Raw genomic sequence first — 25,517 nt, forward strand, 5'->3', positions numbered from 1 at the left:
TGCAGTTTATTTTTTAACTTCCTGAGCAATCCTGTTGTCAATCAGCAGGGTTACATGGTTTGAACGCTTACGGATACGGTGTGCACGTCCCTGTGGGGCGGTACGGATACGTTTGAGTGAGCGGGCACCATCTACACCAATCTCTTTAATATAGAGACTTGTATCTTCCATACGGGTACCTTCGTTCTTGGCTTGCCAGTTGGCGAGTGCAGAGAGCAGCAATTTGTGTAAACGTCCGCTTGCATCCTGAGGAGAATGTTTCAATACATGAAGAGCCTGTTCCACGTTCATGCCGCGGATCATATCTGCTATCAGGCGCATTTTCCTGGGCGAAGTTGGGCAGTTAATCAATTTGGCAAAAGATTCATTCTTTCTGGCCTCTTTAACCTGCTCGGCTTTGTTATGTTTTCGTGATCCCATCGGTTTTTATTCTTTATTTTTTACCTTTATCTTTACTTCCGGCATGTCCCCTGAATATACGTGTGGGGGAAAATTCACCAAGCTTGTGACCTACCATGTTTTCAGTAACATACACAGGAATAAATTTATTTCCGTTATGTACAGCTATGGTTTGTCCTACAAAGTCAGGAGAAATCATGGAAGCACGCGACCAGGTTTTAATAACCACTTTTTTGTTGGTGCTTATAACATCCAATACTTTCTTTTCCAGTTTATAGTCGATATAAGGACCTTTTTTAAGCGAACGGCTCATGTTAAATGCTGTTAAAGTTCAATTACTTCTTCCTTCTTTCGATAATATATTTGTTCGAAGCCTTCTTCGGGTAGCGGGTCTTATATCCCTTAGCCGGTAAACCTTTACGCGACCTTGGGTGACCTCCTGTAGACCTACCTTCACCACCACCCATCGGGTGATCAACCGGGTTCATAACCACAGCGCGGACACGGGGCCTACGTCCAAACCAGCGAGTACGGCCGGCTTTACCAGATACTTCAAGGTTATGTTCAGTATTAGATACAATACCTACTGTAGCCTTACATGTTTGAAGAATCAGGCGGGTTTCTCCTGAAGGAAGTTTGATAACGGCAAATTTACCATCACGTGACATCAACTGTGCTGATGATCCGGCGCTACGTGCCATTTTTGCTCCCTGACCAGGTCTGAGTTCAATATTATGAATGACTGTTCCGAAAGGAATTTCGCTCAAGTATAATGAGTTGCCGATTTCTGGCTGTACACCTTTTCCTGAGATGACTTCCTGACCCACTTTCAGTCCGTTGGGAGCTACGATGTAGCGTTTTTCACCATCTGCATAAAACAGAAGGGCGATACGGGCTGTACGGTTCGGATCGTATTCGATGGTTTTTACCGTTGCAGGAATATTTTCCTTATCACGTTTAAAATCGATTACACGGTATTGTTGTTTGTGACCACCGCCGATGGACCGTAAAGTCATTTTTCCATCGTTGTTGCGGCCTCCCGATCTGGTCTTGGGCTGCAACAGGCTCTTTTCAGGGCTGGTGGCAGTTATGTCATCCAGTGCGCTTACCAGTTTGAAGCGCTGACTTGAAGTAGTCGGTTTGAATTTTTTTAAAGCCATTATCTTTAAATATTGCTATAAAAATCAATTGTTTCACCCTCAGCTAAAGTTACGATAGCTTTCTTATATGAATTGGCACGTCCTTTTACCATTCCTGCTTTTGTAAAGCGTGATTTGGTTTTTCCGGCATAATTCATAGTGTTAACTTCAGTAACATCAACTCCGTAGATTTCTTCTACTGCCTTTTTAATCTGCAATTTGTTTGAGTCTTTCTTTACGATAAACCCATAACGGTGGAGCTTTTCACCTAAGGCTGTCATCTTTTCCGTAACTACCGGCTTTATTATGATACCCATCGTTTCTTGTGTTAATGGTTCTTAATCTCAGCGCTTTGAGCGGTGATTTAATTCTGAAATGTCTTTTCGATTTCGGCCACTGAGCCTTCGAGAATTACCAGGTTTTTAGCACGGATAATTTCGTATGTATTTAAATCACAAGCCCTTATAACTTTAGCCTGTTTCAAATTACGGGACGACAAATATACGGCTTTATTAACATCAGGCAACACCATAAGTGTCTTTTTTCCTGAAAGTTGCAGATTTTCCAGTAGTTCTACAAAGTTCTTCGTTTTGGGTGCCTCATAAGTGAAGTCTTCCAGAACAACAATGTTATTGTCTTTTGCTTTGTAACTAAGTGCAGAAATACGTGCAAGCTGTTTCAATTTTACATTGAGCTTGAAGTTGTAAGTTCTGGGTCTTGGGCCAAATACTCTGGCTCCTCCACGCATAAGCGGACTCTTTATACTTCCTGCACGAGCTCCACCAGTTCCTTTTTGTTTCTTCAGTTTGCGGGTACTACCTGAAACTGTAGATTTTTCTTTTGAGCTGTGTGTACCCTGACGCTGATTGGCCAAATACTGTTTAGTATCGAGGTAAATAGCGTGATCGTTGGGCTCGATATTGAAAATCGAATCATTGAGGTTAACTGTCCTGGCAGTCTTCTCCCCTTTAATGTTATAAATTGCTAGCTCCATCGTTCAATGATTACATATGATCCATTAGCTCCAGGTACTGCACCTTTTACCAACAAGAGATTCTTTTCCTTTACGATTTTTATAATCTGGAGGTTCAGGGTTTTTACCCTTTTGTTTCCGGTTTGTCCAGCCATTCTCATTCCTTTGAATACTCTGGATGGCCATGAAGATGCACCTACAGATCCGGGAGCTCTTAAGCGGTTGTGCTGACCGTGGGTAGCACCTCCAACTCCACTGAAACCATGTCTGCGAATAACACCCTGGAAACCTTTTCCTTTGGTGGTGCCGACTACGTCAACAAATTCGCCTTCTTCAAAAACATCAATCATTACTACATCACCAAATTTTTTCTGATGGCCTGCCTCAAAACGGGTAAACTCAACTAATTTTCTTTTTGGTGTAATTCCGGCTTTGGCAAAATGACCCATCTCGGCTTTGGTAGTATGCTTTTCCTTTTTATCGTCGAAAGCAAGCTGAATGGCATCATAACCATCTACCTCTTTTGTCCTGATCTGAGTGACATAGCAAGGGCCGGCTTCAATGACCGTACACGGCAGATTCTTGCCATTGGCATCGTATACGCTGGTCATTCCGATTTTTTTTCCTATAATTCCTGACATTGCAGTATCATGTTAAAATTGATGATTCTTTTCCTTTTTGGTTTGACGGATAAATCCGGTAGCCTTTTGTCTGGCGGAAATCAGACTTTGATTTCTACTTCCACGCCACTGGGCAACTCCAGTTTCATCAGCGCATCAATCGTTTTGCTGGTGGTACTGTAGATATCAAGCAAGCGTTTGTATGAACTGAGTTCAAACTGCTCCCTCGATTTCTTGTTGACAAAGGTCGACCTCAACACAGTGTAGATCTTTTTGTTGGTAGGCAGAGGAATAGGGCCGTTAACAACTGCACCGGTCAATTTCACGGTCTTTACGATCTTTTCGGCTGATTTATCAACCAGATTGTGATCGTACGATTTCAGTTTTATTCTGATCCTTTGGCTCACGTTACTTTGGTTTATTGATTTAGTTTCGTTTATTTAACAAGATATCCTTTTAACTTGTAGATTACTTCATCTGTCAGGTTAGCAGGCAGTTCAGCATAGTGTGAAAATTCCATACTTGAATTTCCTCTTCCTGAAGTTATGGTGCGAAGGCTGGTTACATATCCAAACATTTCTGCCAGCGGCACATGGGCCTTAACTATCTGGTAGCGTGGTTTGGAGTCTATTCCATCTACATTCGCTCTGCGTTTATTCAAATCACTTGTAATGTCGCCTACATATTCGTCAGGAACATTCACTTCCAAACGCATTACAGGCTCAAGCAATACATTACGTCCCAAACGGGCAGCTTCTTTAAATCCGACTTTTGCACAAATTTCAAATGCCAGGGCATCAGAATCCACACTATGGAATGAGCCGTCAATCAATCTTACCTTAAGGCTCTCGAGTGAAAATCCGGCCAAAACACCATTCATCATAGCTATTTTGAAACCTTTTTCAATCGATGGAATAAATTCCTTGGGAATATTTCCGCCTTTTACATCGTTGATGAACTGCAAGCCTTTGAATCCTTCATCGGCCGGGCCCAATTCAAACTGGATATCTGCAAAGCGACCACGTCCACCCGTTTGTTTTTTATATACCTCGCGGTGAGTAACCGTTGTAACCAAAGCCTCTTTATAGGCAACCTGTGGATTTCCACGGCTGGTTTCAATTTTAAACTCACGTTTAAGACGATCTGCTATAATCTCAAGGTGCAACTCACCCATTCCACTGATAACAGTCTGACCGGTTTCTTCGTCCACTCTAACAGAGAAAGTAGGATCTTCTTCAGCAAGTTTGTTAAGTGCCTGGTCAAGTTTATCTACATCATCCTGAGTTTTGGGCTCAACTGCAACGCTGATCACCGGCTCGGGGAAAACAATAGATTCAAGAACTATCGGATGCTTTTCGTCGCAAAGTGTATCACCGGTTCTGATTTGCTTAAAACCAACAACAGCTACAATATCTCCTGCTTCAACCTGCTGGAGTGGATTCTGTTTATTGGCATGCATTTGCATAATCCGGGATATACGCTCCTTTTTGTTGGTTCCTGTGTTTAACACATAACTACCCGATGTCAGCGTGCCTGAATAGACTTTAATAAAAGCCAGTCTTCCCACAAACGGGTCAGTACTGATTTTAAAAGCCAGCGCTGAAAACGGCGCAGCAGGGTCGGCATGGCGGGCTTCTTCCTTTTCAGTATTGGGGTTTATTCCAACAACTGAATCAATTTCGGCCGGATTGGGCAGGTAAGATACGATTGCATCGAGCAAAGGTTGTACGCCTTTATTTTTGAACGATGCTCCACAAAGAACAGGGGTTATCCGCATTTCAATAGTTGCCTTACGGATAATGTCGCGCATTTCTTCAGGTGTGATTGAATTGTGGTCAGCCATAAATTTTTCGAACAGCTGTTCGTTTTCTTCGGCCACACCTTCAATTAATTTCAACCTGTATTCATTAACGAGTTCTACCATTTCTGCCGGAACTTCGTCTTCGGTAAAATTCATACCCTGTGAATCGTCTTCCCAAATAATGGCCTTATTGGTGATAAGGTCAACCACACCGATGAAGTTTTCTTCTTCTCCAATGGGGAGTTGTAAAGGAATTGGATTGGCTCCGAGTTTTTCTTTCATCTGACTGATGACGTCAAAGAAATCGGCACCCGCTCTGTCCATTTTATTTACAAAGCTAATCCTGGGTACATTGTATTTATCAGCTTGTTTCCAAACAGTTTCACTCTGAGGTTCAACACCTCCAACTGCACAGAAAATAGCTACAGCACCATCAAGAACCCTGAGCGAACGCTCAACTTCAACTGTAAAGTCGACATGACCCGGAGTGTCAATGATGTTGATTTTATATTTTTCATCCCTTACATCCCAAAAAACTGTGGTAGCAGCCGAAGTAATGGTAATACCACGTTCCTGTTCCTGAATCATCCAGTCCATGGTAGCAGTGCCATCATGCACTTCACCAATTTTATAGCTGATTCCGGTATAATACAACATACGCTCGGTTGTCGTGGTTTTACCCGCGTCAATGTGCGCCATAATGCCGATGTTGCGTGTATGTGCTAATCTGCCGGACATTTGTTGTTGTACTATTGGGTTGTTTGGTTAATTTATATTAGAAGCGGAAATGTGAGAAGGCCTTGTTGGCATCAGCCATACGATGGGTATCTTCTTTTTTCTTAAAAGCAGAACCTTCTTCTTTGTAAGCAGCCATGATTTCGCCGGCGAGTTTGGCGCTCATCGTTTTTTCATGACGTTTACGTGCAAAAAGGATAAGGTTCTTCATTCCGATTGAGCTCTTGCGACCCGGACGGATTTCAGAAGGAATCTGGAAAGTTGCACCACCAATACGGCGGCTGCGTACTTCCACATTAGGAGTTACATTGCTGAGACCTTTTTTCCAAATCTCGAGTCCGTCTTCTCCCATTTTTTCAGTAACAGTCTCAATGGCTTCATAAAAAATCTGGAAAGCCAGGTTTTTCTTTCCTGTGTACATTAAGTTGTTAACGAACTTGGTAACAAGAACGTCATTGAACTTCGGGTCAGGAAGAATGATTCTCTTTTTTGGTTTTGATTTCCTCATTGCTTTATACTTTGCTAATACCTGAATCAGGAATTATTTTTTACCTTTTGCAGGGGCTGCTACTTTACCACCTTTTGGACGCTTGGTTCCGTATTTTGATCTGCGCTGATTGCGGCCGTCTACTCCGGATGTATCAAGTGCTCCACGTATAATATGGTATCTTACTCCTGGCAAGTCTTTTACCCTGCCACCACGAATCATAACGATGGAGTGTTCCTGCAGGTTGTGACCTTCACCCGGAATGTAAGCATTTACCTCTTTACTGTTGGTAAGCCTAACCCTGGCGACCTTACGCATAGCTGAATTAGGTTTTTTTGGTGTTGTGGTATAAACCCTAACACAAACACCTCTTCGCTGTGGACAAGAATCCAGTGCCGGAGATTTGCTCTTATCGGTCAACTTTTTACGTCCTTTACGAACCAATTGCGAAATTGTAGGCATATTAGAACTTTTAAATTGGTTTTTTTACTCGACTAACCCCTTTTTTTAGGGTCTGCAAAGGTACAACTTAATTTTAACTTTACAATAAGCTGATCAAAAATAAATTACAATGTTACAAACCCTTTAAAGGAATTGCTTTTCTGATGATTTTAAATCTGCTGAATAAGCTTTTGAAAGCTTCTTCGCTTTTGCTCAGTAAGCAATGTTCATTGTAATTCTGAAATTATGGAGGGAAGATGATATTGACAGACACGTCAGGCCATTGGCCAAGACTAAATCAATACCCCGGTTAATTGTTGGTGCCCTGCGGCTGGTATTGATTGAAACCTATAGTTGTCTAACTTTATCAGGTTTCCCGGATTCGAAAATCTCAGAAATTTTGAGCATTTCAGGAAGATACAATCTATACCTTCCTCTCAAATGCGGCTGCAAAAGTATAAATTAATTTTATTCCTGCAACATTTTTTCTAATTATTTTTCAAGAAGATAAAAGAATTATTCCCTTTCACCTGAAATTGCTTAGAATAAAAGCATTACATTCGCATTATGATTCTGATACCGTAACCATAACAAACGATTCATATTTACTGGTATTTATTTATATATTGTCAACACCCGATATATGATGCCATCTCAATTAACCATTCATGTAAAGAGAGAATCCTTTGTTTGTGTTTATTTGTGTGAAACAAACTATAATTCAGCCCTTCATTTATTTGCACATCCTTTCCGGAAATTAATTCCATATTTACCTTTATTCTTTCCGGCAATGGATAAGCCACCATGAGTCGTAGCTGAATCAACATCACTTGCGGAAGGCGCTATTTTAAGCGTATATAATGAAATGGAAATTACCAATAAAATGAAAAAACAAATTCTCTTCTTTATTATTATTTTCAGCAGTGTTTACTATGTTTCCGCCCAAACCTGGCCAAAAGTGTATATTAACCCTTATGGCAACTCTAGCCCTTTTTGTTCTTTTGAAACATATGATGAAGGCATTGTCGTACTTAGCAAGCACAAAAGGGATGGGGGAGTGGTAATAGCAGGCTGGCTTTTTAAGACAGATATCAATGGCGAAATTATCTGGGAGCGAACACTTGGCAGTCTCACTGATTATTTATCGTGGTTTAATATGATGCAGGTTACCCGCGATTCAGGTTTGGTAATTGCCTTAAGCACACGTTATGCGGATTTATACCCTTTTGGAATTTTTGCAGATGCCGCATTTATGAAACTCAATGCCTGCGGGCAATTAGACTGGTGCAATATAATTAATGAACCCGGTATTGATAATTTTGGACAGGATGTTGCTGAAACCTACGATGGATACGTTGGACTGTATAACAATTATCATCCCGGCGGGCCTCCACCACACAGCAACGAAAACCCGACTTCTTTGATTAAATTTGATTTCAACGGCCAGATTCAATGGAGATTGAATTACGATGATAAGCTTTTGGATGTTGAGGACTGGTGGGATATTCTGGTTTTAAAGGACAGCACTTATCTGGTAACCGGATATTGTAAGTATTATGATTCTATACAATCCGAGCACTATACGAAACCGATTAAAGTTAACATAGATCAGGATGGAAATATAATAAACTATAATATTTTATATAAAAGTGTTGATTCAATTGATGGCGCCCTGGATTTCTTTACCATTGAATCGGCCGGCGGCCGTTTATATTCTGCAGGAGTTACCAATTCACCAAAAAAAAGCCTGAGGAAGCAATTCCTTTCCGAAGAGAATCCGCAGTTCTTTTCACTAAGTGATTCAATAAGTTATGCCTATTCATTGAGTTGGATGCAGGATAGCTCCATAGTTATCGCTGGTTCAATGCAGAATTACGATCAATGGTATGATATCAGGGTTGAGGTTCAAATTGTTGATACCATGGGAAACATTCTACATAGCCGGCGGTTGTTGGATGATTACACCGGACCCTACTATTTTGTTTCAACCACCCACGATAACAAAATCCTGGCCACCGGCAGCGCCGAGGAAAACCCTTACGGCCCCATGCTCAACACGATGCTTTTCAAGCTTACCTCCACCCTTGAAGATGATGTGTATGACCCCACCCCACATGTGTACGATTATGCCTGCCCGGGTGGCGTGGCACCGCACGATACCATTGGCATGGAAGAATGCGATATAGTGGTAAGCGCTGAGCACCTGGCCACCCTGCCCGATGTGGCGGTGATGGAGGTGTATCCCAACCCGGTAAAAGACCGGTTTTATATAAGATTGCCGGAGTTTATTGCCCTGCGCAACAGCAACAAAGGTTTGAGCACAGCTTTGTACCAAAGCAACTACCAGCAACAAAGTATGTTACAGGTTTTTGATTTGAGTGGAAGGTTTATCACAGAGCAAAAACTTACACAAGGGCAGCAGCTCGCTGAATTCGATGTGTCAAACTGGGCTCCAGGGATGTATCTGCTCAGGCTGGTTTATAAAGATAAGACGGTGGGGAGCGCGAAGGTGGTGAAGTGAAGTCGGAAGTCGGAGGTCAGAGGTCAGCAATCGATAACCACAAACCAGCAATCCGAAAACAGAAAATCCTGCAAATCCTGTCTAAAAAAATGCAATAAATAAGAACCGGAAATCAATTGAAATCAGTTTTTGAGAGCGGGAAGGTGGTGAAGTGAGGTCAGAGGTCAGAGGTAAGAGGTAAGAGGTCAGCAATCGATAACCACAAACCAGCAATCCGAAAACAGAAAATCCTGTAAATCCTGTCTAAAAAAATGCAATAAATAAGAACCGGAAATCAATTGAAATCAGTTATTGGGGAATGCGAAGGTGGTGAAATGATTTTGAATGACGAATTCCGAATGACTAATTAAAAAAATCACCAATAAATCCTGTTAATCCTGTCGAAGAAAATGATAATAAATAAAAGCCAAATTTCAGTTGAATCCCTGTTTCTACTTGCCAATGAAAATAATCCCGCCGGCATCTCAGCCCGTAATCTTCTTACGGCTTATCGTTTGATGAATTATGAAGCGGTTATTCCAATTCCTGACACCACCCTGAAGTCATCAATAGCTTCATTTGATATTCCATGGAAGGCAAATGAAGACAAAGCAGGTATCCATGTTTTTCCTAATCCTGCAAATGACTATACCATTGTAAGTTACAATATGGAAGGGGTCAGTATTCTGGAATTGTTAAGCCAGGATGGACGAGTGATCAAGTCTGTTAACTTGAAACCTGGCATCAACCAGCACCTTTTCCGCACTGAAGGGTTGCCATCAGGAGTCTATACTTTAAACCTAAAGGGTGGCAATAAATATTTAACCACCAAACTGATAATCAGGTAATTTGCTCAAACCGTCAATGCTGCGGGCAGCTTTGTGCCTGCAGCATTGATTTAAAATTGACCATAATGAAAATCAAGATATTCCTATTATTTTCTTTTTTTCTTTTATTTCCGGTTTTGGTTATTTCCCAAACCTGGCCTAGAATATACATCAATCCCGGGATACATTCAACTGGCAAGGTAGCTTTTGAGTCTTACGACAATGGTATTATTCTTCTTTCTGAGAATTTTAGCCAGATTAAGGAATCTGGATGGCTGATAAAGACAGATATTAATGGAAATCTATTATGGGAAAGGATAATAGGAAAGCCAAATAAATACCTCTCATTAGTTGATAACATGTCTTTAACAAGTGATTCTGGAGTAATAATTTCTATGTCATCTCAGTTTGCAGAGGAAAATCAATTTGGAATTATTGACGATCCTGTTTTCATTAAACTTGATGCATGTGGACATGTAGATTGGTGTACTATAATTAATCTGATGGGTATAGATAATTCCGGAATAGATGCAGTTCAGACCAACGATGGATTTATAGGTCTTTACACAAATTGGAATGTACCCACCAACTCAATAGGAGTTGTTAAAATGGATAATTTTGGCCATATTCAATGGCTTTTTACTTATGATTCAGATACAATAATTGATAATATGCCTTTCGATATCCTTGCCCTGGATGATGGCTCTACCATAATAACCGGCTATGGTTATTATGATGATGGACAATCTGCTACCTTGAGTTTAAAGCCAATAAAACTTCATATTGCTCCTGACGGCGAAGTTATTAACTGGCAAGCAAATCATTACGAGGATGATTCGTTGAGAGGAGGGGATTATCAGACCATAAAGGACAAAAAGGGAAATTTGTATTCAGCGGGGTTTACTAAAACCACCAATACCTACCCATTAAACTTTATCAAAAAATCGCTCAGAAAACAAAAAGTAGATGGCTCACAATTGGAGTACTATATTCTGAATGACACAGTAAGTTCTAACGGTTTTCTTGACTGGATGCCTGACAGTACTATTGTTATTACAGGCTCAACTGAAGGCCAGGATAATAACTGGTTTCAATCCCGTGCCGATGTATTGCTTATAGATACACTGGGCAATATACTTCACCGACGAAGGTTTCTGAATGACTATACCGGGCCCGCTTATAGGGCAACAACCACCCACGATAACAAAATACTGGCCACCGGCAGCGCCGAGGAAAACCCTTACGGCCCCATGCTCAACACGATGCTTTTCAAGCTTACCTCCACCCTTGAAGATGATGTGTATGACCCCACCCCACATGTGTACGATTATGCCTGCCCGGGTGGCGTGGCACCGCACGATACCATTGGCATGGAAGAATGCGATATAGTGGTAAGCGCTGAGCACCTGGCCACCCTGCCCGATGTGGCGGTGATGGAGGTGTATCCCAACCCGGTAAAAGATCAGTTTTATATAAGATTGCCGGAGTTTATTGCCCTGCGCAACAGCAACAAAGGTTTGAGCACAGCTTTGTACCAAAGCAACTACCAGCAGCAAAGCATGTTACAGGTTTTTGATTTGAGTGGAAAATTTGTTTCCGAACAAAAACTTACACAAGGGCAGCAGCTCGCTGAATTCGATGCGTCAAACTGGGCTCCTGGGATGTACCTGCTCAGGCTGGTTTATAAAGATAAGACGGTGGGGAGCGCGAAGGTGGTGAAGTGAAGTCGGAAGTCAGAGGTCAGCAATCTATAACCACAAACCAGCAATCCGAAAACAGAAAATCCTGTAAATCCTGTAAATCCTGTCAAAAAAAATGCAATAAATAAGAGCCGGAAATCAATTGAAACCACTCATTGGGGAGTGCGAAGGTGGTGAAATGAAGTCGGAAGTCAGAGGTCAGCAATCGATAACCACAAACCAGGAATCCGAAAACAGAAAATCCTGTAAATCCTGTCTAAAATATCACCACAGATAAAAGCCGGATTACAACAAATCCCTGAGCCTTTTATATCCTTCAGCACTGGTCTTAAGCTTTGCACCACACTTCAAACTAACCAGATGCGTATCTTTTCCGTACAAGTCAACAGACAGTATCTGATTCACATTTACAAGGTGACTGCGATGAATGCGGATAAACCCCTGAGGTGCAAGATGAGTCTCAAAATACTTCATGGTTTTCTCTTTCAGATGGTTACCCAATTCAGAATAAACCATCACATAATCGTCCTGTGCTTCGATGTACCATATTTTATCAACGGGAATAACCACAATTTTACTTCCAAGCCTGGTAACTATCCGGTCAAGTTCACCGCTGGTATCATCGAGTTTTGCTTTAAGTTCTGTAATTTCCTGCTGATTGCCTATCTTTTGAGTTAAGAGCCGCTGCCGTGCCCTTTCGATTGCCTGAGACAGGCGGGCTTTGGCAAATGGTTTCAGCAGGTAATCTACCGCATTCATTTCAAATGCTTTGATGGCAAACTCATCATACGCAGTAGTAAAAACAATCTGTGGCGGATCCGGCAGAAGTTCGAGCAGTTCAAAACCGGTAATCTTCGGCATCTGCACATCCAGAAATATGAGATCGGGTTTAATTTCAGTAATCATTTTCAGGGCTTCAAACCCATTTTCACATTCTCCGGCCAGTTCAATATCGGTCTGTTCGGCTAAATAATGCCTTATAATATCTCGGGCAGGAGGCTCATCATCAATGATCAGGATTTTTATTTTTGTCATTTCCCGGAAATTTCAGTTTAACTTCAAACATATTTTCATTTTTACTGATTTTCGCCAGTGTTGAGATACCATACACCATCTGCATTCGTTTCATCACATTGGCTAAGCCAGTACCAGTGCCCCGTTTGCGCGGCATTGCAGGATCGAAGTTATTGGATACAACAATTTCGAGCCAACCATTATTCTTACTTCCTTCAATTTTTATAAATGATTGCCCTGGTGTATCATACACTCCATGTTTTACTGCATTTTCTACCAGGGGTTGCAAAATCATCGGCGGAAGCGGCCAATCCAGAATACCATCTTCAAATGATTCAGTGATCATTAATCTTCCGCCGAATCTGACTTTTTCGATATCGAGGTATAATCTCAAATGATACAACTCCTGTTTCAATGAGCTCATTTTATTATCTGAGAAACTTAATGAATATCGCATAAATTCTGACAGGTTGATGACCATTTCCTGCGCTTTTTCGGGATTGGTAATCGTAAGCGAGCTTATTGAATTGAGGCTGTTAAACAGGAAGTGAGGTTTAATCTGGGCGCGCAACGAATTTAATTCGCTTTCGTGCAACAGGTTTTGCAAAGCTGCTTCGCGCGCCCGCCGTTCTTTCAGGTTCTGGTTATTGATGAGCAGATAAAACACCGTAATCATTATAATATACAGCATCAGGCCTGCAAAAACTTTTACCATCATTGTTTCATTGAACAAAGCCATATATTCCGCATCGTTTCCTGAAACAGCGCCCATAATCAGGTAAACACTTCCAAACAGTATCAACATGGTAACTGTTCCACTGGTCACATGCCTCAGAATCATTTCCTGGCTGTTTAATTTTTCGTAATCAGAAAATTTAACCAGATACCATAAACCTATACCTAACAAAGCAAAAACGGCATTAAACACCAGAGCTTCTGAAACAGACCACACCTCATTGATATGAAGCTGGAACCGCAGAATGGTATAGTGCACAAAAGCAATGACCAGCCATGCTCCTGCATAGACTGGTAAAAGCTTGTTGCTGAACAGTTTTGCCAACATATAATTTAGTAGCTTTTTAATTCACCACCTCCAAAAACAGTGGCTCCTTTAATAACAAGGGTTTTGCTTATATCAATATTCAGGTTGCGTCTTTTATCGGCAAATCCGCCAAAAGCATTGAACGATTCAACTTTTACATTCCAGTCGTTGGGTACAATAAGTGTACTGCCTCCGAAAATGGCAATCATTTCAAGGTAATTATTACCCGGAGCCAGCTGACATTGCGTTAAGTCGAGTTTAGTACCGCCGAAAATCGCTACAACCTTACCACCTCTGAAATTCTGAGCATAGATAACGCGCTCGCTTCCGCCAAAGATAGCTGCCTCATCAATATAATCTCCATCCTCAGTAACCACATCGGGCTTGCTTCTTTTGAACCTGAGTGATGATAATGAATTAGAAAAGATAAGACTTACACCTACCATAATAATAATGATAGGCCAAAAGAAAGTAAACAGATTATACGGGAGGTCATAATACCTGTCGGCCAGAAAGACCACTCCCACTGCCAGCAAAAGGACACCCCAGCTGAATTTACGTTCTGCCAGATTTACCACACCAAGCACAACCAGTAGCATTGGCCATGAAAAAATCATATGCCATGTAGAATGGTTAATCATGCCCATATTGCGAAGCATATACAGCAGGCCAAAGCTAACAATTAAAATTCCAACCAGCATGGTTTTAAACTGATGGCGTGGCTTCATCTGAAGATCATTGTTTTCGAAAGTTTCCATTTTATTGATTTTTTGTTTTTTTGACAAATGTAGGGCAGAGATGCCACGGAAATCCATTAAAAATCGGTAAACAACGGAAAAATACCGGTAAATAAGGGACAAAAGGTACACAAAAAAACGGAGCCCTGTTACAGGCTCCGTTCTCCCCAAAATACTCATCAATTATAATCAAACCTACAGTATAAATAAAAACACACAGTATCTAGTCGATGTCAGGCAAATCGGGCAATCCATGAAGATTACCAATAAACCTGGCGTGGTTGAAGGCTTCGCCAAATCTCATCAGCCGGAACAGCTCAACCTGCACAGCCATTGAGATAAGTCTTAATGCTTCGGCATCGGTAAATGAATCGTTTACAAAACGCTGATATGTTTCAGCTGTTTCGGGCGGATAATTGCGCTTGATCTGTTTTTCAACAATCTGCTCGACAATTACTGAAAACCCGGCGGCATTTTTTGTTGCGTTTAACATGGCAGTAAAATGTAGTTCTATTTTGCAATTTATAGTATATAATCGCCGGAATAACAGAAAGTAACACCCCTCAATATTATTTATAATAATTCCAGTTAATCATCATCCGGCCTTATCAATCAACAGGCAGCATTGGTGGGCAAAGAAAGAAAACGTATTTTTGCAGCATAAACAGAAGGAATAACGTGTCGGATATATTAAATCAGCTTAATGAAGCTCAAAGACTTGCCGTGACCACCAGTAACGGCCCCGTTATGGTGATTGCCGGTGCCGGTTCAGGCAAGACCAGAGTACTAACCTACAGAATAGCTCATATGCTCAGTCAGGGGACTGATCCTTTTCAGATTCTGGCGCTTACATTTACCAACAAAGCAGCCAAGGAGATGAAAGAGCGTATAACCAGCCTTGTTGGAAGCAGTGATGCCCGCAATGTATGGATGGGTACATTTCATTCCGTATTCGCTAAAATACTTCGTATTGAAGGCCATCATCTGGGTTATTCTTCCAATTTTACCATTTACGACACTGACGATTCAAAAAGTCTGCTTAAGAATATTGTAAAGGAATTGCAGCTTGATCCAAAGGTTTACACTCCTGGCCAAATCATGTCGAGGATTTCATCGGCAAAATCAAACCTGATTACGGCACAGGAGTACAATGCAAACAGCGAGATAATGAGCCAGGACAAGGCAGCAAACCGACCCATGACCGGCGATATTTATCTTCATTACACTGCCCGCTGTTTTAAAGCCGGCGCTATGGATTTTGACGATTTACTGGTCAATACCAATATATTGCTGCGCGATTTCCCTGAAGTTCTCTTTAAATACCAGCAAAAATTCAAATACATACTGGTAGATGAGTACCAGGACACCAATCATGCGCAGTATCTTATTGTGAAAAAACTCGCAGCCCGCCACGAAAACATCTGCGTAGTTGGTGACGACGCCCAAAGCATATACTCATTCAGGGGAGCCAACATACAAAATATCCTGAATTTCAGAAATGACTATCCGGATTTGAAAGTATTCAAACTGGAGCAAAACTACCGTTCAACCAAAGTGATTGTGAACGCGGCCAACAGCATTATTTCTCACAACAAGGATCAGATATTTAAAGAAGTATGGACCGATAATGACGAAGGAAATCTGATTCAGGTATTAAAAGCAGGCAGCGATACTGAAGAAGGTAGTTTGGTAGCCAATTCGATTTTCCAGACTAAAATGAACGAGCAGTTGCCCAACAGCGATTTTGCAATACTCTACCGCACCAATGCACAATCGAGGGCCATTGAAGAGGCGTTGCGCAAGCTAAACATACCCTACCGGATATACGGCGGATTGTCGTTTTACAAACGCAAGGAAATCAAAGACCTGCTCGCCTACTTCAGGCTGGTAGTTAATACCAAAGATGATGAAGCATTTAACCGGATTATTAATTATCCGGTTCGCGGAATTGGCAATACAACATTAGAAAAACTGGAGTTGGCTGCCTCCAATGCCAATATCAGCCTTTTTGAAGTTGCTTCATCAGTCGGGCACTATGTACCTGGTCTGGCAAGAAATACAGCCACGAAAATTGAGGAATTTACAACGATGATTTCCTCGTTTCACGCCCAGCTCGAAAAAGCAAATGCTTACGAACTTGGCCATAAAATAGCAGCTCATTCAGGTTTATTGAAGGAATTGGCAGCCGACCAGTCAGACGAAGGGCTCTCACGTCAGCAAAACAGCGAAGAGTTGCTCAATGCCATGAAAGATTTTTGCGAGAAGGAACTGACTCTTTTTCCCGGAGAACAGGAAGAAATAACTGACAATCAGGAAGTGCATCGTTCACTCGATCTTTTCATGCAGGAAATCTCCTTGATGACTGATGCAGATAGTGATGACAAAGACGATAACAACAAAGTAACGCTGATGACAATTCATGCAGCCAAAGGCCTTGAGTTTCCATATGTTTACATTGTTGGAGTAGAAGAAAACCTGTTTCCGTCAATGATGTCGCTGCAAACCAGGGCCGAAATAGAAGAAGAGCGGCGGCTCTTTTATGTAGCTGTTACCCGGGCTGAAAAACGGGTTACCTTATCATATGCCGAAAGTCGTTATCGCTGGGGCAACCTGACCATGAATGAACCCAGCCGGTTTCTTGAAGAAATTGATGAAATGTATCTTGAAAAAACAACACGCAGGGTGCAGCCAAAACCCATGGCTTCGTCGCCCGTAATGCAGAAAGCACCGGTTTTTATCAAGAAAAACATGAAAAAAGTTTCTGAAGCGGGACCAGGCTCTGAAAAAAACTTTGACACTCCGATTGAAAAAATTCAACCGGGTGTTGAAGTTGAACATGAACGTTTTGGCAAAGGCAAAGTACTGAGTATTGAAGGAAATGGCTCCAACATCAAAGCCACGGTTTTCTTTGCACTTGTTGGACAGAAGCAGTTGTTGCTCAAATTTGCAAAACTCAGGCTGCTATAACCCGGCATAAATCAAAAAAAGACTGAAATGAACAGTCAATGCAAGCAGTTTTACATCAGCAAGCATCAGTCATATTGCCATGCCGGCCAGAATAATAGCCTAAAAAGAAAAGCTTTTTTAATCTGGCATATACTCTGATTCAAATATTTAGTATCTTTGCATCGGAAAGATTCATCCCCGTTATCTCCTGACTTTACATAACAGAAACCTCTTTATATTTTCAGCCACGGAACTGATGAATCGTTTTTATATTATAGGTAGTTGATATTAAACCATCTTATCCTGCCGGATTTTAAATCCTACGAATACGCATCAAAAAGATCTTTTCAGCACAACAAATTGATTTTATGGATTATAACAGCACGCGTGAAAAACTCATTATACCTGAGTACGGACGCAATGTACAGAAAATGGCAGCCTATGTCCTGACCATAGAAGATCGTGAAAAAAGGACCAACCTGGCCAAAGCTCTGGTAAATATTATGTCGCAATTACATCCCGATCAGCGCGACACAGCCGATTACAAAAGAAAATTATGGGATCATCTGCATATTATTTCAAATTATCAGCTTGATGTTGATGGCCCTTTTCCGGCACCTTCACCTGAAGAAAGGCAGGAAAAACCACAGCGTATCCCCTACCCGCAGGAAATTATCAGGTTCAGGCCTTATGGCAAGAATATTGCTAAAATCATTGAAAAAGCCTGCCTGTTTGAAGATGGCCCTGAAAAAGACGCCCTTGTTAAAAACATAGCCAACCATCTTAAAAAATCCTACCTCAACTGGAATCGCGACTCAGTGAATGACGAACTGATTACCGACCACCTGAAAGAGCTTTCGCACGGCAAACTGAAGCTGAGCGACGATATGCGCCTTGCGCACACCAACGATTTGCTTTCTAAAAATACAGAGCAAAGAAACGCCCCTTCCAATTCAAACAATAACCGCAAGAAAAAATTCAACCCCAGAAACGACAAGAACAGCAACTTCCGTGATATGCGGCACAGGAAAAAGAACTAACTTACCTGCCTTTTAAAGCAATCATTGTTGTTCATCTTATTTTCAGGAGGAATATGAGTTCGTTTATCATCAACGGAGGCAAAAAATTAGCCGGAGAAATCACCCCACAGGGAGCAAAAAACGAAGCGCTGCAAATTTTGTGCGCTGTTTTACTTACCAAAGAAACAGTTACAATCAGCAATGTTCCCGACATAAGGGATGTGAATAAACTGATTGAATTGCTGGGCGACATGGGTGTAAAAGTGGCAACCCAGGCCAAAGGGACTTATACCTTTAAAGCCGATGATGTAAACCTTGATTATTTAAAATCAGCTGATTTTCGTAAAAAAGGAGCCGGTTTGCGTGGCTCCATTATGCTGCTCGGGCCTCTGCTTGCCAGATTTGGCAAAGGCTACATTCCACATCCGGGAGGCGATAAAATAGGAAGGCGCAGACTTGACACTCATTTTATCGGACTGCAGAAACTGGGAGCACGTTTTGAGTCGGAAGGTACCAACAGCTTTTACAGCATCGACGCTTCTGAACTCAAAGGCTGCTATATGCTGCTTGACGAAGCATCGGTTACCGGCACAGCCAATGTGCTGATGGCCGCTGTTATGGCCAAAGGCAAAACCACCATTTTTAACGCAGCCTGCGAACCATACCTGGTACAACTGTGCCGTATGCTCAACCGCATGGGTGCCCAGATTTCAGGCGTAGGATCAAACCTGCTGACCATTGAAGGTGTTGACCAACTGAACGGAACAACACATACCATGCTGCCCGACATGATTGAAATTGGCAGTTTTATTGGTATGGCAGCCATGACAGGCTCAGCAATAACCATTAAAAACGTACAATACCAGGAATTGGGCATCATTCCTGAAGTATTTAGCCGACTGGGCATTGCCATGGAATTGCATGGAGACAACATCTACATTCCTGAACAGGAACATTACAAGGTAGAAACTTTTATGGATGGTTCAATCATGACCATCAGCGACGCCCCATGGCCCGGATTTACTCCCGACCTCATCAGTATAGCTCTGGTGGTAGCCACACAGGCACAAGGCAGCGTACTCATTCACCAGAAAATGTTTGAAAGCAGACTGTTTTTTGTTGACAAACTGATAGACATGGGCGCCCAGATTATTCTCTGCGATCCACACCGTGCTACAGTTATTGGCCTCGACAAACAGGTGCCGCTCAGGGGAATAACCATGTCGTCGCCCGACATCAGAGCCGGCGTTGCCCTGCTTATTGCAGCTCTATCTGCTAAAGGCAAAAGCCAGATTGACAACATTGAGCAGATTGACAGAGGATATGAAAACATTGACGGAAGACTTCGAGCACTGGGCGCTGACATAGAGCGGGTTGAAAATTAATTTAAAATAGCTGACAATTTGACGTTTTACCTTCGATGGCAAACAATTTGTATTGAAGGCTTGACTTTTATTGTTTCTGAATTTATCAAATGAAAATTTTTTCGAATATGACTAAACAGCACAAAAATAAGCCTGAAACAGACGTAAAAACAGAAAAAACCGGCAATGGCGAAGGCCAGGCCGAAACACAGGCAACTGACATAAATGCACCAACCGGAGAAAATGAACCGACAGAAGGTCAGGAAGAAAGTGCTGAGCAAAAAATTGCTGAGCTGAACAAAAAATATACAGAATTGAACGAAAAATATCTTCGTTTGTACTCCGAATTTGACAATTTCAGAAAAAGAGCGCTGAAAGAGCGCATTGAACTGAGCAAAACAGCAACAGAAGATGTGATTACCGAATTACTTCCTGTTCTTGACGATTTTGAAAGAGCCATTGTCTCTTTTGATAAAGCAGAAAAGATTGAGCCACTGAAAGAAGGAACAAACCTGATATACAACAAGTTTAAAAACACCTTGCAACAAAAAGGGCTTCAGGAAGCAGAAGCCATGGGACAGGTTTTTGACACTGATTTTCACGAAGCCATTGCCAATATACCATCTCCATCAGAAGATATGAAAAACAAAATTCTGGATGTAACGCAAAAAGGATATCTGCTGAATGGCAAAGTTATCAGGTTTGCAAAAGTTGTAGTTGGGAATTAAGGTTTTTCTGTCAGCCCTATCCTGTTAAACCAGGACTGGCGGCGGTTAAACAAATATTGAAAGCAATTTGTACAAAGGAAACACAAAGTGACAAAAAGAGATTATTACGAAATACTGGGCGTAACGCGCAATGCCAATGAGTCGGAAATCAAGAAGGCTTACCGGCAGATGGCTCTTAAATACCATCCTGACAAAAATCCGGGAAATAAGGAAGCCGAAGAGAAGTTTAAAGAAGCGGCTGAAGCATACGAAGTGCTGAGCAATGCTGAAAAACGCGCTCGTTACGATCAATTTGGGCACGACGGGCTTCGCAATGGCGGTGGCCAGGGAGGCTTTGGTGGCGGCATGAGCATGGACGACATCTTCAGCCAGTTTGGCGACATCTTTGGCAGTGCGTTTGGTGGCGGATTTGGCGGTTTCAGCAGTGGCGGATCGCGCCGCAGAGTAAATAAAGGAACCAACCTCAGGGTTAAAGTTAAGCTTACATTAGAAGAAATTGCTACGGGTGTTGAGAAAAAAATCAAAGTAAACAAATTGGTAGGTTGCAGCACCTGTAATGGAACTGGTGCAGCCGGAGGTTCTTCTTTCTCAACCTGCTCCCACTGCCGTGGAACAGGCCAGGTAACCAGAGTCACCAGCACCTTTCTGGGACAGATGCAAACTACCTCAACCTGCCCTTATTGTAACGGAGAAGGCCAAACCATTACCAACAAATGCACAACATGCGGCGGAAGCGGCACTACCAAAGGCGAAGAGGTTATCAGTCTGAATATTCCTGCCGGTGTTTCTGAAGGAATACAACTTTCGGTTGGCGGCAAAGGAAATGCTGCTCCCAGAGGTGGTGTTCCGGGTGATTTAATTGTTCAGATTGAAGAACTGCCTCATCCTGAACTTCTGCGTGACGGAAGCAATATCCTTTACGAACACTTTATCAGTTTCCCTGATGCAGCCATCGGCACATCAATTGAAATTCCGACTATTGACGGAAGAGTTAAAATAAAAATCGAACCCGGAACACAAGGGGGTAAAGTTCTTCGGCTAAAAGGCAAAGGAATTCCTTCACTGAATGGTTACGGCCGGGGCGACCAACTGATTAATATAAGTGTCTGGACTCCAAAGCACCTGAGCCGTCAGGAACAGGAATTACTTGAAAAACTCAAACAATCAGAAAACTTCAAACCACACCCCGGCGCAAAAGACAAATCGTTTTTTGACAGAATGAAAGAGTATTTTCAATAGATTTGCGTTAACATATAAACATTCAAAGGATGGTTTGTGTCACATAAATCATCCTTTTTTTTCACAAATTGCCGGTTTTGATTTCAGGAATTTTCAAATCAATTTTGTGATGATGAATTTCGCCTGAAATCGAAACACCAGCTTAAAAGGATTATTTCAACCATTCAATTGATTCGCATTCATCAATCAACCCATTTAATATCAGCCAGGCTATGTCTTATTTTTCAGCCAAAAACATAACCAAGAGATATGCCAACCACACGGCATTGTCCAATGTGAGCATCGAGGTTCCCGAGCAATCTATTTTCGGTCTTTTGGGCCCTAACGGAGCAGGAAAAACTTCGTTGATTCGGATTATAAATCAGATAACAGGCCCCGATGAAGGAGAAGTATTTTTCGGAAGCGAAAAACTTGCTCCGCATCACATCAATAAAATAGGATATCTGCCCGAAGAACGCGGATTGTACAAAAAAATGAAAGTTGGCGAGCAGGCTCTTTACCTTGCTCAGCTCAAAGGCGTTAGCAAGGCCGATGCTCTTAAACGACTAAAATACTGGTTTGAAAAATTTGAAATCCAAACCTGGTGGAACAGGAAAGTGGAAGAGCTCTCCAAAGGAATGCAGCAGAAAGTACAATTCATTGTTACGATCATTCATGAGCCATCCTTGCTCATTTTTGATGAACCATTCAGCGGTTTCGACCCCATCAATGTAAATCTGCTGAAAGAAGAGATCCTTAACTTGCGAAATAACGGAGCAACCATTATTTTTTCAACCCACAACATGGCCTCAGTTGAAGAATTATGCGACAATATTGCACTGATAAACAATTCGCACAAAATACTGGAAGGCAAGGTCAAAGACATTAAAAAGACTTATAAGACAAATACTTTTTCGTTGGAATATGATGGCTTTGCAGGCTCACTCAAATCCATTCTTCCTCAGGATTTCAAACTATTAGAGGAAGTTCAGGACGATGAATTATTCAGGGTAGCAGTACAATTGCCCAAAGGCACCAGCCAGAATCAGCTTATCAACGCAGTGCTTCCGCACATCAACCTGCATTCATTCAACGAAATTATTCCAAAGATGAATGAAATTTTCATCGAAACAGTGAATTCTTCCATCAATCATTCAGCTAACACTCAAAATAACCAGGCATGAACAGGACGATACTTGTCATCAAACGCGAATACCTGTCTCGGGTTCAGAAAAAATCTTTTATCATCATGACCATTCTGGGGCCCATTTTAATGGCAGCCCTGTTTATTGTGCCGGCCTACCTGGCACAAATGTCGGATGAAACCAAACAGGTTGCCATTCTTGATGAAACAGGATGGTTTATTAATAAATTTGAGAATTCCGACAATTTCACTTTCGAATACGTAGTTGAAGATTTAGAAACAGCCAAATTAAATCTTTCAGCCAGTAAAGGCTATGCATTGCTTTATATACCGCGCCCATCGGCCAGTATTCCATCAGCAGCGGTGGTTTACAGCGAAAAACAGGTAAGCCTCGACTTAAAAAGTTACATTAAAAATGTAATGTCAAAAGAGGTTGAGAATCAAAAACTTGGCGCTGAAATTCTAAAGGAAATCAACAGAGTAAATCCTCAATATAAAGCATCAGATGCCGACTCAATTGCCAAAGAAAGCCGCATTAGTGAGGAAATACTGAAAAATATCAAAACCAACATTACTCTGACCTCCATTCAAATGGGCGAAGAAGGTACAGAAAAGAAAAGCTTCACAGAAGTAAGCATGGGTGTGGGTATGTTTGCGGGCATCCTTATTTACTTCTTTATCTTTCTTTTCGGTGCACAGGTAATGCGTGGTGTGATAGAAGAAAAGGTAAGCCGCATTGTAGAAGTGATTGTTTCGTCGGTCAAACCATTTCAGTTAATGATGGGAAAGATCGTTGGTGTAGCGCTCGTTGGACTTACTCAGTTCATGCTCTGGGTTGTTTTAACACTTGCACTGGTTACAGTTTTTCAAACCATCATGCCTGATAAAATAAAACAGGCCAACGCCACTGAAGCTTTTAATCCGGGAACGAGAATCCCGGCCGACGCCAACACTGCAATTATTACCGAAGAAACTGAAAATCAGGATGGGTTATCCCGGATTATGGAGGCCCTGGGCTCTATTAATTATGGAGTAATGATTGGTTCTTTTATATTTTATTTCCTGGGAGGATATCTCCTTTACGGCGCCATGTTTGCCGCCATCGGGGCTGCTGTTGACAACGAAACAGATACGCAGCAATTTATGATGCCGGTAACAATTCCGCTGATTCTGTCGATTGTTATGGCTCAGTTTGTAATCAATAACCCTGAAGGGCCTGTAGCTTTCTGGTTCTCTATGATTCCGTTCACCTCACCCATCATTATGATGGTCAGGATTCCTTTCGGAGTGCCCTACTGGGAACTTGCGCTATCTATGGTTATTCTGACCATTACATTCATAGGTTCAGTATGGTTAGCCGGCAGAATATATCGCACCGGAATACTGATGTATGGCAAAAAAGTGAGTTGGGGCGAAATGTGGAAATGGTTGTTTTATAAAGGATAACCGCTCTTTTGGGCAATTTTGATTTTTGAATAAAAAAGGTTAAAAAATAATTACCAGACAATACCATGGCAAGGATTTTAGTCATTGATGATGAGCGAAGCATTCGTAATACGCTGAAAGAAATTCTGGAGTATGAAGGTTACATAATGGATGAAGCTCCTGATGGCCCGGCTGCACTTGAACTCGCCGCCAAAGAAAAATATGATGTCATTTTATGCGACATTAAAATGCCACAAATGGATGGTATTGAAGTACTTGACAAGCTACTGTTAATCAACGACACTCCAGTGGTGATGATTTCAGGACACGGAAATATTGATACTGCGGTAGATGCCATCAAACGGGGGGCTTATGACTATATCTCGAAACCTCTTGACCTGAACCGCCTGCTGATAACCATCCGTAATGCCATGGAAAGGGGCAGTTTGATTAAAGAGACTAAAGTTCTGAAGAGAAAAGTCAGCAAGACATTTGAAATGATTGGAGAATCGGAGCCCATACAACAAATCAGAAACATGATTGAGCGTGTTGCCCCAACCGATGCAAGAGTGCTGATTACAGGAAGCAACGGCACCGGAAAAGAGCTGGTAGCCCGCTGGTTACACGAGCTCAGCAACCGGGCAGAAGGACCATTTGTAGAAGTTAATTGTGCGGCAATCCCCGGAGAGTTAATTGAAAGTGTTTTGTTTGGCCATGAAAAAGGTTCATTTACCTCAGCCATCAAACAACGCAAAGGCGACTTTGAACAGGCCAACGGGGGAACCTTATTCCTTGATGAAATCGGCGACATGAGTCTTTCTGCACAGGCAAAAGTATTGAGGGCGCTGCAGGAAAATAAAATTATGCGGGTTGGTGGCGAAAAAGAAATACCGGTAGATGTGCGCATAGTCGCTGCCACCAATAAAAACATACCCCTTGAAATTGAAAACAAAAATTTCAGAGAAGACCTTTATCACAGGCTGAGTGTTATTTTAATACATGTTCCTTCGCTGAACGAACGCAGGGAAGACATCCCATTGCTTGCCAATTATTTTATCACCGACATCTGCGAAAGCTCAGGCAAGCCCATGATGGATTTTAATGAAGATGCACTCAAGGCATTACAGGATATTAACTGGACCGGTAATATCAGAGAACTACGAAACGTGGTTGAAAGGCTTGCTATACTGTGCGATGGCACAATCACTGCCGAGGATGTTGAAATGTATGCGCATCCGCTGAAAAGGTAGGCCTTAAA

25 protein-coding genes are annotated in these 25,517 nt (G+C 41.9%); 11 read left to right on the forward strand and 14 right to left on the reverse strand.

The features are described 5' to 3' along the window. Positions 1–6: 6 nt before the first annotated feature. The 10 genes from rplV to H6541_07950 form a co-directional block, all read right to left on the reverse strand. A complete protein-coding gene (gene rplV / locus H6541_07905; protein ID MCB9015703.1) occupies positions 7–420 on the reverse strand; it encodes a 50S ribosomal protein L22 in 414 nt (137 codons plus the stop codon). Between the two features lie 13 nt (positions 421–433). Further along, positions 434–712, reverse strand: coding sequence for a 30S ribosomal protein S19 (gene rpsS, locus H6541_07910; GenBank protein ID MCB9015704.1), 279 nt, complete (start codon positions 710–712; stop codon positions 434–436). A gap of 22 nt (positions 713–734) precedes the next feature. Next, on the reverse strand, positions 735–1,559 hold the full coding sequence (gene rplB, locus H6541_07915; GenBank protein ID MCB9015705.1) for a 50S ribosomal protein L2: 825 nt from the start codon (positions 1,557–1,559) through the stop codon (positions 735–737). Between the two features lie 5 nt (positions 1,560–1,564). Beyond that, positions 1,565–1,855 carry a 50S ribosomal protein L23 gene (rplW, locus tag H6541_07920; GenBank protein MCB9015706.1) on the reverse strand — a complete coding sequence of 97 codons (291 nt, stop codon included), beginning with the start codon at positions 1,853–1,855 and terminating at the stop codon, positions 1,565–1,567. A gap of 47 nt (positions 1,856–1,902) precedes the next feature. Next, positions 1,903–2,532 (reverse strand): 50S ribosomal protein L4, encoded by a 630-nt coding sequence (gene rplD / locus H6541_07925; GenBank protein MCB9015707.1) that lies wholly within the window; start codon positions 2,530–2,532, stop codon positions 1,903–1,905. Beyond that, complete coding sequence (gene rplC / locus H6541_07930; protein MCB9015708.1) at positions 2,523–3,152, reverse strand: 50S ribosomal protein L3; 630 nt, start codon at positions 3,150–3,152, stop codon at positions 2,523–2,525. The genes rplD and rplC overlap by 10 nt, the downstream gene beginning before the upstream one ends. Positions 3,153–3,232: 80 nt before the next feature. Then, positions 3,233–3,538, reverse strand: coding sequence for a 30S ribosomal protein S10 (gene rpsJ / locus H6541_07935; protein MCB9015709.1), 306 nt, complete (start codon positions 3,536–3,538; stop codon positions 3,233–3,235). A 29-nt stretch (positions 3,539–3,567) separates the two neighbouring features. After that, entirely contained in the window at positions 3,568–5,670 is a 2,103-nt protein-coding gene (gene fusA / locus H6541_07940) for an elongation factor G (GenBank protein MCB9015710.1), read from the reverse strand. Positions 5,671–5,707: 37 nt separating this feature from the next. Next, positions 5,708–6,175: a 30S ribosomal protein S7 gene (gene rpsG / locus H6541_07945; GenBank protein MCB9015711.1), complete on the reverse strand. Its 468-nt coding sequence runs from the start codon at positions 6,173–6,175 to the stop codon at positions 5,708–5,710. A 33-nt stretch (positions 6,176–6,208) separates the two neighbouring features. Next, positions 6,209–6,616, reverse strand: a complete 408-nt coding sequence (locus tag H6541_07950) for a 30S ribosomal protein S12 (protein MCB9015712.1) — start codon at positions 6,614–6,616, stop codon at positions 6,209–6,211. Between the two features lie 862 nt (positions 6,617–7,478). Between H6541_07950 and H6541_07955 the strand changes: the two genes are divergently transcribed. The 3 genes from H6541_07955 to H6541_07965 all read left to right on the forward strand — a co-directional run bounded on the left by H6541_07955 (position 7,479) and on the right by H6541_07965 (position 11,646). Beyond that, positions 7,479–9,116, forward strand: coding sequence for a T9SS type A sorting domain-containing protein (locus H6541_07955; GenBank protein ID MCB9015713.1), 1,638 nt, complete (start codon positions 7,479–7,481; stop codon positions 9,114–9,116). A 389-nt stretch (positions 9,117–9,505) separates the two neighbouring features. Further along, the gene (locus H6541_07960) at positions 9,506–9,943 is read left to right on the forward strand and encodes a T9SS type A sorting domain-containing protein (protein ID MCB9015714.1); all 438 of its coding nucleotides are present in this window, start codon (positions 9,506–9,508) and stop codon (positions 9,941–9,943) included. A 65-nt stretch (positions 9,944–10,008) separates the two neighbouring features. Then, complete coding sequence (locus H6541_07965; protein ID MCB9015715.1) at positions 10,009–11,646, forward strand: T9SS type A sorting domain-containing protein; 1,638 nt, start codon at positions 10,009–10,011, stop codon at positions 11,644–11,646. 261 nt (positions 11,647–11,907) lie between these two features. On the opposite strand, the gene H6541_07970 is transcribed toward H6541_07965, so the two are convergent. The 4 genes from H6541_07970 to H6541_07985 form a co-directional block, all read right to left on the reverse strand. Beyond that, positions 11,908–12,657 (reverse strand): response regulator, encoded by a 750-nt coding sequence (locus H6541_07970; GenBank protein ID MCB9015716.1) that lies wholly within the window; start codon positions 12,655–12,657, stop codon positions 11,908–11,910. After that, positions 12,629–13,699 carry a histidine kinase gene (locus H6541_07975; protein ID MCB9015717.1) on the reverse strand — a complete coding sequence of 357 codons (1,071 nt, stop codon included), beginning with the start codon at positions 13,697–13,699 and terminating at the stop codon, positions 12,629–12,631. Before H6541_07975 ends, H6541_07970 begins: the two co-directional genes overlap by 29 nt. Positions 13,700–13,704: 5 nt before the next feature. Further along, a complete protein-coding gene (locus H6541_07980; GenBank protein ID MCB9015718.1) occupies positions 13,705–14,436 on the reverse strand; it encodes a hypothetical protein in 732 nt (243 codons plus the stop codon). Positions 14,437–14,638: 202 nt separating this feature from the next. After that, positions 14,639–14,908 (reverse strand): hypothetical protein, encoded by a 270-nt coding sequence (locus tag H6541_07985; protein ID MCB9015719.1) that lies wholly within the window; start codon positions 14,906–14,908, stop codon positions 14,639–14,641. A 185-nt stretch (positions 14,909–15,093) separates the two neighbouring features. Here H6541_07985 and H6541_07990 point away from each other — a divergent pair, with 185 nt between their 5' ends. From H6541_07990 to H6541_08025, 8 genes are all read left to right on the forward strand, one after another. Continuing rightward, positions 15,094–17,382: a UvrD-helicase domain-containing protein gene (locus H6541_07990; protein MCB9015720.1), complete on the forward strand. Its 2,289-nt coding sequence runs from the start codon at positions 15,094–15,096 to the stop codon at positions 17,380–17,382. Between the two features lie 347 nt (positions 17,383–17,729). Next, positions 17,730–18,401, forward strand: a complete 672-nt coding sequence (locus H6541_07995) for a DUF4290 domain-containing protein (GenBank protein MCB9015721.1) — start codon at positions 17,730–17,732, stop codon at positions 18,399–18,401. A 53-nt stretch (positions 18,402–18,454) separates the two neighbouring features. After that, positions 18,455–19,765 (forward strand): UDP-N-acetylglucosamine 1-carboxyvinyltransferase, encoded by a 1,311-nt coding sequence (gene murA, locus H6541_08000; protein MCB9015722.1) that lies wholly within the window; start codon positions 18,455–18,457, stop codon positions 19,763–19,765. A 107-nt stretch (positions 19,766–19,872) separates the two neighbouring features. Beyond that, complete coding sequence (locus tag H6541_08005) at positions 19,873–20,472, forward strand: nucleotide exchange factor GrpE (GenBank protein ID MCB9015723.1); 600 nt, start codon at positions 19,873–19,875, stop codon at positions 20,470–20,472. 87 nt (positions 20,473–20,559) lie between these two features. Then, positions 20,560–21,711, forward strand: a complete 1,152-nt coding sequence (dnaJ, locus tag H6541_08010) for a molecular chaperone DnaJ (GenBank protein MCB9015724.1) — start codon at positions 20,560–20,562, stop codon at positions 21,709–21,711. Between the two features lie 212 nt (positions 21,712–21,923). Continuing rightward, a complete protein-coding gene (locus tag H6541_08015; GenBank protein ID MCB9015725.1) occupies positions 21,924–22,874 on the forward strand; it encodes an ATP-binding cassette domain-containing protein in 951 nt (316 codons plus the stop codon). Further along, entirely contained in the window at positions 22,871–24,280 is a 1,410-nt protein-coding gene (locus tag H6541_08020; protein ID MCB9015726.1) for an ABC transporter permease, read from the forward strand. Before H6541_08015 ends, H6541_08020 begins: the two co-directional genes overlap by 4 nt. A 65-nt stretch (positions 24,281–24,345) precedes the next feature. Continuing rightward, on the forward strand, positions 24,346–25,509 hold the full coding sequence (locus H6541_08025) for a sigma-54-dependent Fis family transcriptional regulator (GenBank protein ID MCB9015727.1): 1,164 nt from the start codon (positions 24,346–24,348) through the stop codon (positions 25,507–25,509). Positions 25,510–25,517: the final 8 nt, after the last annotated feature.

The organism is Lentimicrobiaceae bacterium, assembly GCA_020636745.1.
GTDB lineage: Bacteria > Bacteroidota > Bacteroidia > Bacteroidales > Lentimicrobiaceae > Lentimicrobium.

Excerpts from the sequence above, each read along its gene's own strand:
- rplV (MCB9015703.1), bottom strand. The coding sequence starts at position 420 with ATGGGATCACGAAAACATAACAAAGCCGAGCAGGTTAAAGAGGCCAGA.
- rpsS (MCB9015704.1), bottom strand. The coding sequence starts at position 712 with ATGAGCCGTTCGCTTAAAAAAGGTCCTTATATCGACTATAAACTGGAA.
- rplB (MCB9015705.1), bottom strand. The coding sequence starts at position 1,559 with ATGGCTTTAAAAAAATTCAAACCGACTACTTCAAGTCAGCGCTTCAAA.
- rplW (MCB9015706.1), bottom strand. The coding sequence starts at position 1,855 with ATGGGTATCATAATAAAGCCGGTAGTTACGGAAAAGATGACAGCCTTA.
- rplD (MCB9015707.1), bottom strand. The coding sequence starts at position 2,532 with ATGGAGCTAGCAATTTATAACATTAAAGGGGAGAAGACTGCCAGGACA.
- rplC (MCB9015708.1), bottom strand. The coding sequence starts at position 3,152 with ATGTCAGGAATTATAGGAAAAAAAATCGGAATGACCAGCGTATACGAT.
- fusA (MCB9015710.1), bottom strand. The coding sequence starts at position 5,670 with ATGTCCGGCAGATTAGCACATACACGCAACATCGGCATTATGGCGCAC.
- rpsG (MCB9015711.1), bottom strand. The coding sequence starts at position 6,175 with ATGAGGAAATCAAAACCAAAAAAGAGAATCATTCTTCCTGACCCGAAG.
- H6541_07950 (MCB9015712.1), bottom strand. The coding sequence starts at position 6,616 with ATGCCTACAATTTCGCAATTGGTTCGTAAAGGACGTAAAAAGTTGACC.
- H6541_07955 (MCB9015713.1), top strand. The coding sequence starts at position 7,479 with ATGAAAAAACAAATTCTCTTCTTTATTATTATTTTCAGCAGTGTTTAC.
- H6541_07960 (MCB9015714.1), top strand. The coding sequence starts at position 9,506 with ATGATAATAAATAAAAGCCAAATTTCAGTTGAATCCCTGTTTCTACTT.
- H6541_07965 (MCB9015715.1), top strand. The coding sequence starts at position 10,009 with ATGAAAATCAAGATATTCCTATTATTTTCTTTTTTTCTTTTATTTCCG.
- H6541_07970 (MCB9015716.1), bottom strand. The coding sequence starts at position 12,657 with ATGACAAAAATAAAAATCCTGATCATTGATGATGAGCCTCCTGCCCGA.
- H6541_07975 (MCB9015717.1), bottom strand. The coding sequence starts at position 13,699 with ATGTTGGCAAAACTGTTCAGCAACAAGCTTTTACCAGTCTATGCAGGA.
- H6541_07980 (MCB9015718.1), bottom strand. The coding sequence starts at position 14,436 with ATGGAAACTTTCGAAAACAATGATCTTCAGATGAAGCCACGCCATCAG.
- H6541_07985 (MCB9015719.1), bottom strand. The coding sequence starts at position 14,908 with ATGTTAAACGCAACAAAAAATGCCGCCGGGTTTTCAGTAATTGTCGAG.
- H6541_07995 (MCB9015721.1), top strand. The coding sequence starts at position 17,730 with ATGGATTATAACAGCACGCGTGAAAAACTCATTATACCTGAGTACGGA.
- murA (MCB9015722.1), top strand. The coding sequence starts at position 18,455 with ATGAGTTCGTTTATCATCAACGGAGGCAAAAAATTAGCCGGAGAAATC.
- H6541_08005 (MCB9015723.1), top strand. The coding sequence starts at position 19,873 with ATGACTAAACAGCACAAAAATAAGCCTGAAACAGACGTAAAAACAGAA.
- H6541_08015 (MCB9015725.1), top strand. The coding sequence starts at position 21,924 with ATGTCTTATTTTTCAGCCAAAAACATAACCAAGAGATATGCCAACCAC.
- H6541_08020 (MCB9015726.1), top strand. The coding sequence starts at position 22,871 with ATGAACAGGACGATACTTGTCATCAAACGCGAATACCTGTCTCGGGTT.
- H6541_08025 (MCB9015727.1), top strand. The coding sequence starts at position 24,346 with ATGGCAAGGATTTTAGTCATTGATGATGAGCGAAGCATTCGTAATACG.